This window comes from Streptomyces sp. NRRL F-2580 (assembly GCF_000720115.1).
Taxonomy (GTDB): Bacteria; Actinomycetota; Actinomycetes; order Streptomycetales; family Streptomycetaceae; genus Streptomyces.
On record NZ_JOIR01000001.1, the window covers coordinates 56485 to 72413 of the forward strand.

General features: G+C 73.3%; 12 protein-coding genes. 9 read left to right on the plus strand and 3 right to left on the minus strand.

Going from position 1 to position 15929, the window contains the following annotated elements; translation table 11 throughout:
* Nucleotides 1-15 precede the first annotated feature (15 nt).
* Nucleotides 16-522, plus strand: a complete 507-nt coding sequence (locus IF88_RS0100280; RefSeq protein WP_030706200.1) for a GNAT family N-acetyltransferase — start codon at nucleotides 16-18, stop codon at nucleotides 520-522.
* A 79-nt stretch (nucleotides 523-601) separates the two neighbouring features.
* Here IF88_RS0100280 and IF88_RS0100285 read toward each other — a convergent pair whose 3' ends face one another.
* Complete coding sequence (locus IF88_RS0100285) at nucleotides 602-1024, minus strand: hypothetical protein (protein WP_030706202.1); 423 nt, start codon at nucleotides 1022-1024, stop codon at nucleotides 602-604.
* Complete coding sequence (locus tag IF88_RS0100290; protein WP_030706204.1) at nucleotides 1017-1385, minus strand: hypothetical protein; 369 nt, start codon at nucleotides 1383-1385, stop codon at nucleotides 1017-1019. The genes IF88_RS0100285 and IF88_RS0100290 overlap by 8 nt, the downstream gene beginning before the upstream one ends.
* 577 nt (nucleotides 1386-1962) lie before the next feature.
* Between IF88_RS0100290 and IF88_RS0100295 the strand changes: the two genes are divergently transcribed.
* The 8 genes from IF88_RS0100295 to IF88_RS0100335 all read left to right on the plus strand — a co-directional run bounded on the left by IF88_RS0100295 (nucleotide 1963) and on the right by IF88_RS0100335 (nucleotide 13740).
* Nucleotides 1963-3027: a methionine ABC transporter ATP-binding protein gene (locus tag IF88_RS0100295; protein ID WP_030706205.1), complete on the plus strand. Its 1065-nt coding sequence runs from the start codon at nucleotides 1963-1965 to the stop codon at nucleotides 3025-3027.
* Nucleotides 3024-3692, plus strand: a complete 669-nt coding sequence (locus IF88_RS0100300; protein ID WP_030706206.1) for a methionine ABC transporter permease — start codon at nucleotides 3024-3026, stop codon at nucleotides 3690-3692. The genes IF88_RS0100295 and IF88_RS0100300 overlap by 4 nt, the downstream gene beginning before the upstream one ends.
* 109 nt (nucleotides 3693-3801) lie before the next feature.
* Nucleotides 3802-4665 carry a MetQ/NlpA family ABC transporter substrate-binding protein gene (locus IF88_RS0100305; RefSeq protein WP_030706207.1) on the plus strand — a complete coding sequence of 288 codons (864 nt, stop codon included), beginning with the start codon at nucleotides 3802-3804 and terminating at the stop codon, nucleotides 4663-4665.
* A 241-nt stretch (nucleotides 4666-4906) separates the two neighbouring features.
* Entirely contained in the window at nucleotides 4907-5599 is a 693-nt protein-coding gene (locus IF88_RS0100315) for a GNAT family N-acetyltransferase (RefSeq protein ID WP_037805394.1), read from the plus strand.
* A gap of 78 nt (nucleotides 5600-5677) precedes the next feature.
* Nucleotides 5678-6880 (plus strand): precorrin-6y C5,15-methyltransferase (decarboxylating) subunit CbiE, encoded by a 1203-nt coding sequence (cbiE, locus tag IF88_RS0100320; protein WP_030706210.1) that lies wholly within the window; start codon nucleotides 5678-5680, stop codon nucleotides 6878-6880.
* Nucleotides 6881-7154: 274 nt separating this feature from the next.
* Complete coding sequence (gene cobT, locus IF88_RS0100325; protein ID WP_030706212.1) at nucleotides 7155-10331, plus strand: nicotinate-nucleotide--dimethylbenzimidazole phosphoribosyltransferase; 3177 nt, start codon at nucleotides 7155-7157, stop codon at nucleotides 10329-10331.
* A gap of 1315 nt (nucleotides 10332-11646) precedes the next feature.
* Nucleotides 11647-12879: a uroporphyrinogen-III C-methyltransferase gene (gene cobA / locus IF88_RS0100330; RefSeq protein ID WP_030706218.1), complete on the plus strand. Its 1233-nt coding sequence runs from the start codon at nucleotides 11647-11649 to the stop codon at nucleotides 12877-12879.
* Nucleotides 12880-12921: 42 nt separating this feature from the next.
* The gene (locus IF88_RS0100335) at nucleotides 12922-13740 is read left to right on the plus strand and encodes a TrmH family RNA methyltransferase (RefSeq protein WP_030706219.1); all 819 of its coding nucleotides are present in this window, start codon (nucleotides 12922-12924) and stop codon (nucleotides 13738-13740) included.
* Here the strand turns inward: IF88_RS0100335 and IF88_RS0100340 are convergent.
* Nucleotides 13737-15866, minus strand: a complete 2130-nt coding sequence (locus IF88_RS0100340; protein WP_030706220.1) for an MMPL family transporter — start codon at nucleotides 15864-15866, stop codon at nucleotides 13737-13739. The two genes, IF88_RS0100335 and IF88_RS0100340, sit on opposite strands and share 4 nt — an antisense overlap.
* Between the last annotated feature and the right edge of the window lie 63 nt (nucleotides 15867-15929).

Below are 15929 nucleotides of genomic sequence, written 5' to 3' on the forward strand. Positions count from 1 at the left end.
TGGAGGCATGCGCACATGGGCATGAGCGTGACCATTTCGGCGGCGGCTGCCGAGGACGCTGAGCAGATCTTCAAACTGCAGTACCTGGCCTTCCAGCGCGAGGCCGAGCTGTACGGCAACTACCTCATCCAGCCGCTCACCCAGTCCCTGGACTCCCTCAAGGGGGAGCTCGCCACGGACACCGTCCTGGTGGCCCGGCTCGGCGACGAGATCGTCGGCACCGTCCGCGGCAGCGTGGACGAGGACGGCACGGGCAAGATCGCCAAGCTGTGCGTCCACCCGCGCTTGCAGGGCCACGGGCTCGGCGCGCGCCTGCTGCGCGCGGTCGAGGAGGCCCTCGCGGGCCACGGCACCACCACCCGCTTCCGTCTGCACACCGGCCACAAGAGCGAGTCCAACCTGCGCCTCTACCGCAAGGCCGGCTACGTCAAGGTCGGCGGCCGCACGGCTTCCGACGGGGTCCAGCTGGTGATCCTGGAGAAGGAGGCCAAGGACCCGACCGACTTCGCGGTCAGCGCGTAGTCGTCCGGCGCGCGGCCGGCCGGCGCCCGTTCGCCCGGTGCCCGTTCGCCCCGCGCCGGTACGCCCGGCGCCCGGCCGCTCAGCGCTTGGTGCGCAGCCAGAGCATCCCGGTGACCGGCAGGATCACCGGGATGAACAGGTAGCCCATCCCGAAGGCCGACCACACGGTCGTGTCGGGGAAGGCGTCGGGGTCCACCAGGGTCCAGGTGCCCACGGCCAGTACACCGGCGAGCTCGGCGGCGCAGCAGACCAGCGCCGCCTTGCGGGCCGTCTCCCCGCCGCGCACCAACGAGTACGTGATGAAGGCGTAGGCCAGCGCCGCCACCGCGGACAGCGAGTAGGCGAGCGGTGCCTTGTCGAACTCGGTGGAGATCTGGAAGGCCGAGCGCGAGACCGCGCCCACCACCATCACCCCGTAGAGCCACACCAGCAGCAGCCCGGGCCCGGAGACCAGCCGCTTGCGCCCGGCGGGAGTGGCGGTCTTCGTCTCAGCGTCAGGCACCGGTGGTTCCCCAGATGTCGTAGAGCCGTACTTCGAGGACGGCGAGGACGACCGCGCCGGCGGCCACCGTCACCGATCCCCACCTGGTCCGCTCGGTCAGCGAGAGCATGCCGGCCGCCGGCACCGCCGCGAAGGCGCCCAGCAGGTAGGACACGAAGATCACCGTGCCCTCGTCGGGCTTGTCGCCCTGCCCCAGCTTGACCAGGCCGATCACCAGCTGGGCCAGGACCAGCACGGTCACGACGGCCATGCCGATGAAATGCCAGTCCTTGGTCGGCTGGTCCCGCCATGCGGCGTGGCCGCACCAGGCGGCGAGGGCGAGTGCGGCCACGCCGAGGGCGACCGTCAGGGCGTCGAGCATGCAGCGAGGGTATTACGGGCCGAAAGACCCGATGCGCGCGCCCCTTCCGGCCGGCGCCGCGCGCCCGCGCCCGTGCGGTGCGCGGACCGTGGTCTTGACCACAACGCCCGCTCCCCCGGACTGCGGACCCGTGCGTCCGTACGGGGTTCGCAGGCCGCGTCGACGCAGGTCAGGGGGGCCGGCGGGGTGACGGGTGCGGACCGAAGCCGTCCGGTATGCGGGCGGAATTCGTCCGCTATTCGGACAGTGTTGATCGGTCAGGGGAGACGTCTGCTTTACTTGGGCCCATGACCACGACGAGCAGCCGCACCCTTGCGACCGAGGCGACGATGACGCCCGGTGCTCGTTGTATGTGTCGAATGTGCGCCTTCTGAGGGCCCCTTCCTGAGCCTCGCGCCCCGAAGCGAGACCAGCCGCGCCAGAGCGTCACCCGCTGATGAACAGCACGGCTCACTCCTGCCCCGCGCATGCGTCCAAGTCATCGTTTTCTGATGGTTCGTCCCGTATCGCGTCCCCAGATGTTCGCCCCGTGCCCGGCACCCCGCTGCCCGGTGCACTCGACAGCGACGGAAATCCTGTGATCACCACATCGGGCCTCACGAAGGTCTACCAGTCCCGTGGCCGTGAGGTCACCGCCCTGGACGGCGTCGATCTCCACGTCCGCGAGGGCGAGGTCTACGGAGTCATCGGCCAGAGCGGCGCCGGGAAGTCCTCTCTGATCCGCTGCGTGAACCTGCTGGAGCGCCCCACCACCGGCACCGTGAGCGTCGACGGAGTCGACCTCACCGCGCTCGCCGGCCGCGGCCGGCGCGCCGGCAAGGAGCTCCGCGAGGCCCGCAGCCGCATCGGCATGGTCTTCCAGCACTTCAACCTGCTGTCCTCGCGCACCGTCCAGGGCAACATCGAGCTGCCCCTGGAGATCCTCGGCGTCTCCGGCCGCGAGCGCTCCCGCAAGGCCCTCGAACTCCTCGACCTGGTCGGCCTCGCCGACAAGGCCAAGGCGTACCCCACCCAGCTCTCCGGCGGCCAGAAGCAGCGCGTCGGCATCGCCCGCGCCCTGGCCGGCGACCCCAAGGTGCTGCTCTCCGACGAGGCCACGAGCGCCCTCGACCCCGAGACCACCCGCTCCATCCTGGGGCTGCTGCGCGACCTCAACCAGCAGCTCGGCCTCACCGTGCTGCTCATCACGCACGAGATGGACGTCGTCAAGACCGTCTGCGACTCGGCCGCCCTGATGAAGAACGGCCGCGTCGTCGAATCCGGCACGGTCGCCGAACTGCTCGCCACCCCCGGCTCCGAGCTCGCCGGCGAGCTCTTCCCGGTCACCGGCGCCGCCACCGGCCCCGACCGCACGGTCGTCGACGTCACCTTCCACGGCGAGGCCGCCGCCCAGCCGGTCATCTCGCAGCTCTCGCGCACGTACAACATCGACATCTCGATCCTCGGCGCCGCGATGGACACCGTCGCCGGACGCCTGATCGGCCGCATGCGCATCGAACTGCCCGGCCGCTACGAGGACAACGTCGTCCCGGTGGGCTTCCTGCGCGAACAGGGCCTCCAGGTCGACGTGATCGACGGGGCCGAGCAGATCGACGAGATCGACGACGAACTGGCCGCACTGGTCAAGGATGGTGCGAAGTGACCTGGTCCGAGATGCAGCCCCTGCTCACCCAGGGCACCTACGACACCCTCTACATGGTGCTGTGGTCCACCCTGGTGACCGTGCTCGGCGGACTGCCCATCGGCATCCTGCTCGTGCTCACCGACAAGGGCGGCCTGCTGCAGAACCAGCCGCTCAACAAGGTCCTCGGCGTGATCGTGAACATGGGCCGCTCGCTGCCGTTCATCATCCTGCTGATCTTCCTGATCCCGGTCACCACCGCGGTCGTCGGCACCTTCATCGGTCCCACCGCCATGATCGTCCCGCTGGCCATCGGCGCCGTCCCCTTCTTCGCCCGGCTCGTCGAGACGGCCGTCCGCGAGGTGGACCACGGCCTGATCGAGGCCGTCGAGTCCATGGGCGGCGGGATCCCCACCCTCGTCGGCAAGGTGCTCCTGCCGCAGGCCCTGCCCTCGCTGGTCGCCGGTGTCACCACCACCGTCATCACCCTCGTCGGCTACTCCGCCATGGCCGGAGCCGTCGGCGGCGAAGGACTCGGCTCCAAGGCCATCACGTACGGCTTCCAGCGCTTCGAGACCGGCTTCATGTTCGCCACCGTCGCGGTCCTCATCGTCCTCGTCACGGTGATCCAGCTGATCGGTGACGGCGTGGTCCGCCTGCTGGCCCGCCGCGGCCGCACCGCCTGACCGGCCCACGGGCCGCCCCGGCTTTCCCACCCCGCAGAGCCCGCACTTGTCGTGCTTGGGCCACCACCAGCAAGTCCTCGGTACTTGTTCAGCAAGAAAGGCACTCTTCGTGCGTAAGAACATCAAGCTCACCGCCCTCGCCGCCACGGCCACCGCGCTCACCCTCGGCCTCACGGCCTGCGGCAGCTCCTCGGACCCGTCCTCCACCAAGGCCGACGGCGGCAAGACCGACGAGAGCAAGCCGCTCGTCATCGCGGCCTCCCCGAGCCCGCACGCCGACATCCTGAACTTCGTCAAGGACAACCTCGCGGCGAAGGAAGGCCTCAAGCTCGACGTCAAGGAGTTCACGGACTACGTCCTGCCGAACACCGCCACCGAGCAGGGCCAGGTCAACGGCAACTTCTTCCAGCACAAGCCGTACCTCGACGACTTCAACAAGAAGAACGGCACCCACATCGTGCCCGTCGTGAACGTGCACCTGGAGCCCCTCGGCCTCTACTCCAAGAAGGTCAAGGCGATCGCCGACATCAAGGCCGGCCAGACCGTGGCCGTCCCCAACGACACCACCAACGAGGGCCGCGCGCTCCAGCTGCTCGCCGCGAACAACCTGATCACCCTCAAGGAGGGTGTCGGCACCAGCGCCAAGCTGTCCGACATCACCGACAAGAAGGGCCTGGAGTTCAAGGAGCTGGAGGCCGCCACGGTCCCGCGCGCCCTGAACGACGTGGACGCCGCCGTCATCAACGGCAACTACGCCATCGAGGCCAAGCTGTCGCCCGCCAAGGACGCGCTGATCCTGGAGAAGGCCGAGGGCAACCCCTACGCCAACTTCCTCGCGGTCAAGGACGGCAACCAGAACGACCCGCGGATCCAGAAGCTCGCCAAGCTCCTGAACTCCGACGAGGTCAAGAAGTTCATCGAGGAGAAGTACCAGGGCTCGGTCATCCCGGCCTTCGGCACCCCGGCCTCCTGAGCCGGCGGGCCGGCAGCCCCCCGGGCCCGGCTCCGCGGTCAGGAATCTCGGCCCCGCATGCCCCTGACGGCGCGCGGGGCCGAGCTCTGCCCGCTTCCGGGCAACCCGGCCCTGCACATCCCCCGGTCGATGCTGCATGCTGTGGCCTACGACCCGTAGAGGCGGTCCCGCATGAACGGTCCCTCACCACGGTCGCATCGCACCACGGTCGCACCACGTTCTCTCAGGCATGGAGCTGCGCATGACTACCACCTTCCCGGACGTCACCATCAGCACGGACCGGCTGGTGCTGCGCCCCTTCGAGGAAGAGGACGTCACCGCGCTCACCGAGATGATGAACGACGAGTACGTCACCGCCTGGACCACCGCGGCGCACCCCTACACCCACGCCGACGCGCACCGCTGGGCCACCCGGGACTCCCACGCCGAACGCACCGAGGGCCGCGGCATCGTCTTCGCCGTCACCGAGTTCCTCACCCAGCGCCTCGTCGGCATCGTCCACCTCCAGAACACCAACTGGCGCACCCGCGCCACCGAGGCCGGCTACGTCACCGCCCCCTGGGCCCGCGGCGAGGGCTACGCCAGCGAGTCCGTACTGGCCGTCGCCCAATGGCTCTTCCGCGACCAGGGGTTCGAGCGCCTCGAACTGCGCACCGCCGCCGACAACACCGCCTCCCAGCAGGTGGCCCAGAAGATCGGCTGCATCAGTGAAGGCGTCCTGCGCAACGCGTGGATAGTGCGCACCCAGACCCCCGACGGCGACTGGACCGACACCCGCACCGACCTCATCGTCTGGAGCCTCGTCCCCGAGGACCTCGACGACGACGGCGACGGCTACGAGGGCTACGACTCCTACGACGGCTACGCGGGCAGCACCGCCTTCGGGCAGCGGGCCGACGCGCACGGCCGCACCGTCGGCGCCGACTGGAAATGAACCTATGACCGGGTAGTCTCACCGTGCCCGCCCCCCGACGAAGCTTCGCCCCGCCCCCACACCAGGAGACTGACGACGATGGCCGACCGGGTCACGGTGATCGGCTGGGACGGTTCGCCCCTGACCGCGGCCGCCCGGTCCGCGCTCTCCGCCGCCACCCTCGTGGCCGGCGCCGCGCACCACCTCGCGCTCCCCGAGGTCCCGCCCACCGCCGAACGCATCCGCCTCGGCAGCCTCGGACTCGCCGCCCGCCGCATCGCCGGCCACCGCGGCACCGCGGTCGTCTTCGCCGACGGGGACCCGGGCTTCTTCGGCGTCGTACGCACCCTGCGCGCCCCGGAGCACGGCCTGGAGGTCGAGGTGGTCCCGGCCGTCTCCTCCGTGGCCGCCGCCTTCGCCCGCGCCGCCATGCCCTGGGACGACGCCCAGGTCGTCGTCGCCCACCCCCGTACCCTCCGCCGAGCCGTCAACGTCTGCCGCGCCCACGCCAAGGTCGCCGTCCTCACCTCGCCCGGAGCCGGCCCCGCCGAACTCGCGCTGCTCCTCGACGGAGTCCACCGCACCTTCGTCGTCTGCGAGGAACTCGGCACGGACCGGGAGCAGGTGAGCGTCCTCACCTCCGACAAGGCCGCCGACCACAGCTGGCGCGACCCGAACGTCGTCATCGTCATCGGCGGCGCGGGACAGGCCCCGGCCGCCGAACCGGGCTGGCTGCTCGGCCAGGGCGCCGCCCACTCCGCCGACCGCGGCTGGGCCCGCCCGCAGCCCGACACGGGCGAAGGGGAATCGGCGCAGCTCCGCGCCGCCCAGCTCGCCCGGCTCGGCCCGCGCGCCGGCGACCTCGTCTGGGACATCGGCGCCGGCTCCGGCGGCGTGGCCGTGGACGCCGCCGCGCTCGGCGCGGCCGTCATCGCCGTCGACGCCGACCCGCGCGCCTGCGAACGCGTAACTGCCGCCGCCCGCAAGCGCGGAGTGCAGCTCCAGGTCGTCGCCGGGCGCGCACCGCACGTACTGGAGAGCCTGCCCGAGCCCGACGTCGTCCGCGTCGGCGGCGGCGGAGCCGAGGTCGTCGCGGCCGTCGCCGACCGCCGCCCCGAACGGATCGTCAGCCACGCCTCCACCCGCGACGAGGCGGAGGCCATCGGCCGCACCCTCACCGAACACGGGTACGCCGTCGAGTGCGCGCTGCTCCAGTCCGTCGCCCTGGACCCCCGCACCTGGGCCGAACAGGACCGTTCCGTGGTGTTCCTCCTGTCGGCAGAACGCCCTGTGACCCGCTGAGACGAGGGCCGGGGTAGGCTGGCCGATCGTCGTACTGCCTCGACGTTTCGGGCATCGCGACACCGCCGGAACGCGCGACGTGGCGCAGTCCACAGAGGACCACGGCGGTTATGGCCGCCACGATGGCTAACGGGCGCGACAATGCTTAGTGGTTGTCGTGCAGGCGGATGTGAGACGGACCCGTCGCACGCCGGCCCCGCACGGCAACTCCGCTTGGAGGCCTCGTGGGCGACCGGGCGACCGACGAGGCAGAACCGATGGGCGAGGGGTAAGCATGACTGACACCGGCCAGGTACCGGGCGAGGGTCTCCCGGACAGCGCGGGCATGGTGGATCAGCAGGGCGTCCCCGCTCCGGTCGGGATCCCGGCACCGATTCCCGGCGGCTACGCCTTCCAGGACCTCATGGACAACCCGGCCGAGCCGGAGGACGAGGAACTGCTGCTGATGCCGAGCGGCCAGGGCGCGTGGAGCGACCCGCAGGTCGTACCGCCGGCCCCCGTCTTCCCCGTGGACCCCCAGCTCCCCGAGCCGCCGGTGTACGCCGACGCGTCCTACGGTGCCGGGGCCGGCTACCCCGAGGCCCCGGCGTACGCCGAGCAGGCCGGGTACCCCGAGCCCGCCGCGTACCCCGGCTTCCCCCAGCCCTCCTTCCCCGACACCGGCTACAGCGCGGGCGCGCACGAGGCGGGCGGCCGTGACTCCGGCGCGCTCGACCTCGGAGGCCTCGTCGTCCCGCCGCCCGCGGCCCCCGCCGCTCCGGTGGCCCCCGCGGCCCCCGTCCGGCGCCCGCTGCACATGGGCCCGCCCGTGCCCGAGGCCACCGGCGGAGTCGTACGTTCCCTCGCGGACCGCGGCCCGGCCGCGGCCCCCGCTCCGGCCGCCCCGACGGCCAACGCGCCGAGCACCCCGGAGGTGCCCGCGCCGCTGCGCCAGGCGGGGCCCCCGACCACGGGCCCGGAGTACCTCGACGTCCCGCGCGCGGAGGCCGTCGCGTCCGTCGCCCCGCAGCCGGGCGAGATCCCGCCGCAGGCCGGGGCCCCATGGGCCGCGGAGCCGGTGGCCGCGCCGGAGCCGGTCGAGCCCGCGCAGCCGCCCGTCGAGCCGGAGGCGCAGGCCGCGCCCGCGCAGGCCGTCGAGCCGGCGCAGCCGCCCGTCGAGCCGGAGCCGCTCGCGGTGCCCGCAGAAACGGTGGTTCAGCCCGAGCAGCCCGAGCAGCAGCCCGAGGCCGTCGTGGCCGAGGCGGCGCCCGCGGCAGCCGAGCCCGTCCAGCCTGAGCCCGTCGTGCCCGTCGCGACGCCGGAGCCGGTCGAGGTCGCGCCGGAGCCCGTCGCCCCGGCCGAGGCCGTCGTCGCCGAGCCGGTCCAGCCGGAGCCCGTCGCGGCCCAGCCCGAGCCGGTCGCCCCCGTCGAGGCCGTCGCGGCCGAGCCCGTCCGGCCCGAACCCGTCGAGGCCGTCGCACCGGAGCCGATCGAGGTCGCGCCGGAGCCCGTCGCCCCCGTCGAGGCCGTCGTCGCCGAGCCGGTCCAGCCGGAGCCGGTCGAAGCCCAGCCGGAGCCCGTCGCCCAGGCCGAGCCCGTCGAGCCGGAGCTGATCGAGGTCGCGCCGGCCGAGGCCGTCGCCCCCGAGCCGGTCCAGCCGGAGCCCGTCGCGGTCCAGCCCGAGCAGGTCGCCCCCGCCGAAGGCCAGCCCGAGGCACTCGCCCCGGCGGAGCACGCGGGCGAGCCGGCCCCCGCCTACGACGACGCCGAGCGCGAGGCCGTCCTGCGCGTCATGCGCGAGCGCCGCGACATCCGCAAGGGCTTCCGTACCGACCCCATCCCGCACGAGGTGCTGCTCCGCGTCCTGGAAGCGGCCCACACCGCGCCCAGCGTCGGCCACTCCCAGCCGTGGGACTTCGTCGTCATCAAGTCCGCCGAGACCCGCCGGACGATGCACGAGCTCGCCCAGCGCCAGCGCGAGGCCTACGCGAAGTCGCTGCCCAAGGGCCGGGCGAAGCAGTTCAAGGAACTCAAGATCGAGGCCATCCTCGACACCCCGGTGAACATCGTCGTCACCGCCGACCCCACCCGCGGCGGCCGCCACACCCTCGGCCGGCACACCCAGCCGCAGATGGCCCCGTACTCCTCGGCCCTCGCCGTCGAGAACCTCTGGCTCGCCGCGCGCGCCGAAGGCCTCGGCGTCGGCTGGGTCAGCTTCTTCGACGAGCGCGAGATGGTCCGCGCGCTCGGCCTGCCGGAGCACCTGGAGGTCGTCGCGTACCTGTGCGTCGGGTACGTCGACGAGTTCCCGGAGGAGCCCGAGCTGGCCCAGGCCGGCTGGTCCCAGCGGCGCCCGCTCTCCTGGGTCGTACACGAGGAGACGTACGGGCGCCGCGCGCTGCCCGGCGAGGAGCCGCACGACCTGCTCTCGGAGACGGTCGCCAGCATCCGCCCGCTCGACGCGAAGGCGCTCGGCGAGGCCTGGGAGCGGCAGAAGCGCATGACCAAGCCCGCCGGGGCCCTGGGCATGCTGGAGATCATCTCCGCGCAGCTGGCCGGCCTGTCCCGGGTCTGCCCGCCGCCGATCCCGGAGCCGGCCGCCGTGGCGATCTTCGCCGGCGACCACGGCGTGCACGCCCAGGGCGTCACGCCCTGGCCCCAGGAGGTCACCACGCAGATGGTGGCCAACTTCCTGGGCGGCGGCGCGGTCTGCAACGCGTTCGCCAACCAGGTGGGCGCCGAGGTCTGCGTGATCGACGTCGGCGTCGCCGGTGACCTCCCGGCCACGCCGGGCCTGCTCCCGCGCAAGGTGCGCCCGGGCACGGCCGACCTCTCGGTCGGCCCGGCGATGACCCGCGAGGAGGCCATCGCGGCCATCGAGGTCGGCATCGAGACGGCCCGCGACCTGGTCGCGGCGGGCAACAAGGCCCTCCTCACCGGCGAGATGGGCATCGCGAACACCACGGTCTCCGCCGCGCTCATCTCGGTCTTCACGGGCGTCGACCCGGCGGAGGTCACCGGCCGCGGCACCGGCATCAACGACGAGACGCACGCCCGCAAGGTCGACGTCGTCCGCCGCGCCCTGGAACTCCACCAGCCGGACCCGGCGGACCCGATCGGCGTCCTGGCGGCCATCGGTGGCCTGGAGCACGCGGCGATCGTCGGCCTGCTCCTGGGCGGAGCCTCCCTGCGCACTCCCGTGATCCTGGACGGCGTCAGCGCCGGCGCGGCCGCCCTGGTGGCCCGGGCCATCGCCCCCGAGTCCCTCTCGGCGTGCATCGCGGGCCACCGCAGCGCGGAGCCGGGGCACGTGGCGGCCCTGAACAAGCTCGGCCTGCGCCCCCTGGTCGACCTGGACCTCCGCCTCGGCGAGGGCACGGGCGCGCTGCTGGCCCTCCCGCTGGTCCAGAGCGCGGCTCGCGCGATGCACGAGGTAGCCACCTTCGACTCGGCGGGCGTCACAGAAAAGTAACCCCCGCCGCGAGCCCGGCCCGTGCGGGCCCCGAAGCCGCCCCCGCGCCTCAATCGCCGGCGGGGCTGGTTTGGCCGGGCGCGGCCGGATGGTGCGCGGGCCCGGGTGGTGCGGGGCGAAGGCTGGGCGGTCGGGCGCGGCTCCATGCCCGGGGCTCCGCCCCAGCCCCCGCGCCTCAAACGCCGGCGGGGCTGGATTGGCCGGGCGCGGCCGGATGGTGCGCGGCGGAAGGCGAAACCGGGTCCTGCGGGTGACGCGGCTGCTGGGTGGCCGGGTGCGGCTTACTGACCGGGGCTCCGCCCCGAACCCCGCGCCTCAAACGCCGGCGAGGCTGGATTGGCCGGGCGCGGCCGGATGGTGCGCCGCGAGGCGGGTGGGGCACGGCGTGGCCGGATGCTGCGCGCCGGAAGGCGAAACCGGGTGCTGCCGGGTGGGGGGTGCGGCTTACTGACCGGGGCTCCGCCCCAGCCCCCGCGCGTCAAATGCCGGCGGGGCTGGATTGGCGGGGCGGGGCTGGATGTGCGCGGCGGGACCGGATGGTGTCGGGTGGGGGCCGTGGGGTGGGGACACTCCGGGGCGTCCCCGCAGGTCGAGCGAACCCATCGCCGGGCAACGGGCCGGTCAGGCTCAGGGTTCGCGAGCCGAGGAGACGTCCCGGAGGGGCACCGCCCCACCTCGAAGCCGCCCCCCCCTGACTCCGGCTTCAGGGCCGAGACCCCGGACAAGGTGCAGAGCCCGGTCAAGGCATCGGCCCCCGCGGCCCGCCTCGGCACGGCCCCACCTCGGAGCCGTCTTCCGGGCCCTGGGCTTCCGGGCGAGGCCCCGGGCGAGGCTCCGGCCCCGGGCGAGGCTCCGGCCCCGGGCGAGGCTCCGGCCCCGGGCGAGGCTCCGGCCCCGGGCGAGGCTCCGGCTCCGGGCAAGGCCCGGGCGAGGTGCCGACGAGGGGGCACCGCCCCACCGCCGGCCCCGGCTCCGGGCAAGGGCCGGGCGAGGTGCCGACGAGGGGCACCGCCCCACCGCGACGACGCTCCCCTGATCACAGGCTCACGGCCGAGGCCCCGGGTAAGGTGCCGAACCGACCGATCCGACCCCGGCAGGGTGGCGGCCCCGCGCGACCAAGCCCCGCCGGCGTTTGAGGCGCGGGGTGCGGGGCAGGGCCCCGGTGGGTCTGGCGTGGGACCCGTCCGCGCTGCGGGACGGGCCGCGCCGTATGGTGGACCAGCACCGCATCACCGCACGTCAGTACCCCGCCGCTCCAACGCCGCAGCGGCACGCAATCGCACCGCACCGCCGCCCCCCAGGAGCCGCAACCGCCATGGCCGACACCCCCGCCTACCCCGTAGGACTTCGACTCGCCGGCCGCCGCGTCGTCGTCATCGGCGGCGGCCAGGTCGCCCAGCGCCGCCTCCCCGCGCTCGTCGCGGCCGGCGCCGACGTCCTGCTCGTCTCGCCCTCCGCCACCCCCTCCGTGGACGCCATGGCCGAGACCGGCGAGATCCGCTGGGAGCGCCGCCGCTACGAGGACGGCGACCTGGCCGGTGCCTGGTACGCCCTCATCGCCACCCGGGACCGGGCCGCGAACGACGCCGCCTCCGCCGAGGCCGAGCGCGAGCGGATCTGGTGCGTGCGCGCCGACGACGCCGAGGCCGCCACCGCCTGGACCCCCGCCACCGGCCGCGTGGAGGGCGTCACCGTCGCCGTGCTGAGCGGCAACGACCCCCGCCGCTCCGCCGCCGTCCGGGACGCCGTCGTCGAGGGGCTGCGCGACGGCACCCTCACCGCCGCCCGCCCCCGCACCCCCGGCGTCTCCCTCGTCGGCGGCGGGCCCGGCGACCCCGACCTCATCACCGTGCGCGGCCGCCGCCTCCTCGCCGAGGCCGACGTGGTCATCGCCGACCGGCTCGGCCCCCGTGACCTGCTCGACGAGCTCCCCCCGCACGTCGAGGTCATCGACGCCGCGAAGATCCCGTACGGCCGTTTCATGGCTCAGGAGGCCATCAACAACGCGCTGATCGAGCACGCCAAGGCCGGCAAGGCCGTGGTGCGGCTCAAGGGCGGGGACCCGTACGTCTTCGGCCGCGGCATGGAGGAGCTCCAGGCCCTCGCCGAACAGGGCATCCCCTGCACCGTCGTGCCCGGCATCTCCAGCTCCATCTCGGTGCCCGGCGCCGTCGGCATCCCGGTCACCCACCGTGGTGTGGCCCACGAGTTCACCGTGGTCAGCGGGCACGTCGGGCCCGACGACCCGCGCTCCCTCGTGGACTGGGCCGCGCTCGCCCAGCTCACCGGCACCCTGGTGATCCTCATGGGCGTCGACAAGATCGGCCTGATCGCCGAGGCGCTCGTACGGCACGGCCGCGCGGCCGATACCCCCGTCGCGGTCGTCCAGGAGGGCACCACCGCCACCCAGCGCCGGGTGGACGCCACCCTCGCCACCGTCGGCGAGCGGGTCCGCGCCGAGGAGGTCCGCCCGCCGGCCGTCATCGTCATCGGCGAGGTCGTCCGCGTCAACGCCCCCGGAACCAGCGCCCCCAGCACCAGCGCCTGACAGGCCGTTGGCACCGCACCCAGGACAAGGCAGTATCACCCTGTGGCTGATCTCATCACCGTCGAGGACCCCGAAGACCCGCGCCTGCGCGACTACACGGGCCTGACCGACGTCGAACTGCGGCGCAGGCGCGAGCCCGCCGAAGGACTCTTCATCGCCGAGGGCGAGAAGGTCATCAGACGGGCCAAGGACGCCGGCTACGAGATGCGCTCGATGCTGCTCTCGGCCAAGTGGGTCGACGTCATGCGCGACGTCATCGACGAACTCCCGGCTCCGGTCTACGCCGTCAGCCCCGAGCTCGCCGAACGCGTCACCGGCTACCACGTGCACCGCGGCGCCCTCGCCTCCATGCAGCGCAAGCCGCTGCCCACGGCCGAGGAGCTCCTCGCCACGACCCGCCGCGTGGTCGTCATGGAAGCGGTCAACGACCACACCAACATCGGGGCCATCTTCCGCAGCGCCGCCGCCCTCGGCATGGACGCGGTGCTGCTGTCCCCCGACTGCGCGGACCCGCTCTACCGCCGCTCGGTGAAGGTCTCCATGGGCGCCGTGTTCTCCGTCCCGTACGCCCGCCTGGACGCCTGGCCCAAGAGCCTGGACTCGGTGCGGGAGGCGGGCTTCAAGCTGCTCGCCCTCACCCCGCACGAGAAGGCCTCGCCGATCGACGTGGCCGCGCCGCAGTCCCTGGACCGGGTCGCGCTGATGCTCGGCGCCGAGGGGGACGGCCTCTCCACGCAGGCGCTGGTCGCCGCCGACGAGTGGGTACGGATCCCGATGGCGCACGGCGTGGACTCGCTGAACGTGGGCGCGGCCGCCGCCGTCGCCTTCTACGCGGTGGCCCAGGGCCGCGGGACGGCCTAGCGCTGTGACCGGGAAGGTTCACCGGGTCGCGGCGCCGGTGCGGTGCGTGATCCGCGGGCCAGGACGCTGGGCCACCAACTGCGCGGGCCGATGTCGATCACGAGTGCCGGAACCAGCAGGGACCGCACGACAAGGGTGTCGAGGAGGACTCCGAAGGCGACGATGAAGGCGATCTGGACGAGGAAGGCGAGTGGGATGACCATGAGCGCGGCGAAGGTCGCTGCGAGCACCACGCCGGCCGAGGTGATGACGCCGCCCGTCGTCGTCAGGCCGCGCAGGACCCCTTGGCGTACGCCGTGGACGAGGGACTCCTCCCGGACGCGGGACATCAGGAAGATGTTGTAGTCGACGCCCAGCGCCACGAGGAAGACGAATCCGTACAGCGGTACGGAGGCGTCCGTGCCGCTGAACCCGAGCAGGTGCTCGAAGACGAGCGCGGATACGCCCAGGGTGGCCAGGAAGTTCAGCGCCACGGTCGCGACGAGCAGGACCGGCACCAGGAACGAGCGCAGCAGAAGGACGAGGATCAGCAGGATGATGCCGAGGACGACCGGGACGATGACGGTGCGGTCGCGGGCCGCGGTCCGTTCGGTGTCGTACTGCTGGGCGCTGTAGCCCCCGACGATGGCGTCCGCCTCCGGCACGGCGTGCAGGCGGGTGCGCAGTTCGGCGATGGTCCGCTTCGCCGTGTCGCTGTCGGCGGCTGCCTTGAGGGTGGCGTCGACGCGGATGCGGCCGTCGACGGCGAGGGGTTCACCCTCGCCGGGCCGTCCGGAGGCCGTCACGGGTGCCGCCGAGGCGACGCCGTCGGTCGCGCTGGCGAGAGCCCGCACGTCGGCGGCTGCGGCGGCGTCGGCGATGATCACGGCCGGCTGGCCGGATCCGCCGGGGAAGTGCCGGCCGAGCGTCTTCTGGGCGGCGACGGAGGGGGCGTCGTTGACGAAGATCTCGTCCAGGGGGACACCGTTGGACGAGAGGGCGGGGGCGAACGCCGCCAGGGCGAGCATGAGCACGGTCGTCGATGCCCAGACGCGACGGGGCGCCCGGTCGATGACGGCCGCGATGCGGCGCCACACCCTGTGTCCCTCCGCGGTGGCGTCGCCGGGCTTGGGCGTGGCGGGCCAGAACGCGGCTCGGCCGAGCAGGACCAGGACGGCGGGCAGGAAGGTGAGGGTGGCCAGGACGGAGCAGGCGATGCCGATGGCGCCGACCGGCCCGAGGGCCCGGTTGTTGGTCAGGCAGCCGGCCAGCAGGGCGAGCAGCCCCAGGGCCACCGTGGCTCCGCTGGCGGTGATCGCGCCTGCCGAGCGCCGGACGGCGGCCAGGGCCGCGGCCGTCCGGTCGCCGCGCGCGGCGAGTTCCTCCCGGTACCGTGCGGCGAGCAGCAGCGCGTAGTCGGTCGCCGCACCGATGACCAGGATGGACAGGATGCCCTGTACCTGTCCGTCGACCCGCACGATGCCGCGGTCGGCCAGCGCGTAGACGACGGCGCAGGCCAGGCCGAGGGCGAACACCGCACTGATGATGATCACCAGGGGAAGCAGCAGGCTGCGGTAGACGAGCAGCAGGATCAGGAGCACGGCGCCGAGGGCCACGCCGAGCAGAAGGCCGTCGATGCCGGAGAAGGCGTCCGCGAGGTCGGCCTGCGTGGCGGCGGGTCCGGCGATCTGGGCGCTCAGACCGGGTACGGAGTCTGCTGCCGCGCGTACCTCGTCCAGGACGGCGGGCAACTCGTCGCCCAGGTCCGGGGCGAACGGCACGACCGCCTGCAGGGCTCGGCCGTCCTGCGAGCGCAGGGCGGGCGACGGCGGTCCGCCGACCCCCGCCTTCCCGGCCAGAGAGGCGACGGCGGTGGTGGCGTCCTGCTGCTGGGCCTCGGTGACGGCCCCGCCGTCCTGCGCCTGCCAGACGACGATCGCGGGCACCGACTGGGACCGCTCGAAGGCCTTGCGCTCATCGAGCACCCTGGTGGATTCCGCGCTCCGGGGCAGGAAAGCGGCTTGGTCGTTGGTGGCGACCTCGCCGAGCTTCCCGGCGTAGGGGCCGAGGGTTGCGCCGATCCCCAGCCAGATCACCAGCAGGACCGCCGGCACCAGCCACCGCCACCACCGCGACGAGCTCCTCATGGGCACGCGCCTTTCATTCACTCAACCATAAAGTATCTCAATGATCGAGAGATCATATGCTGA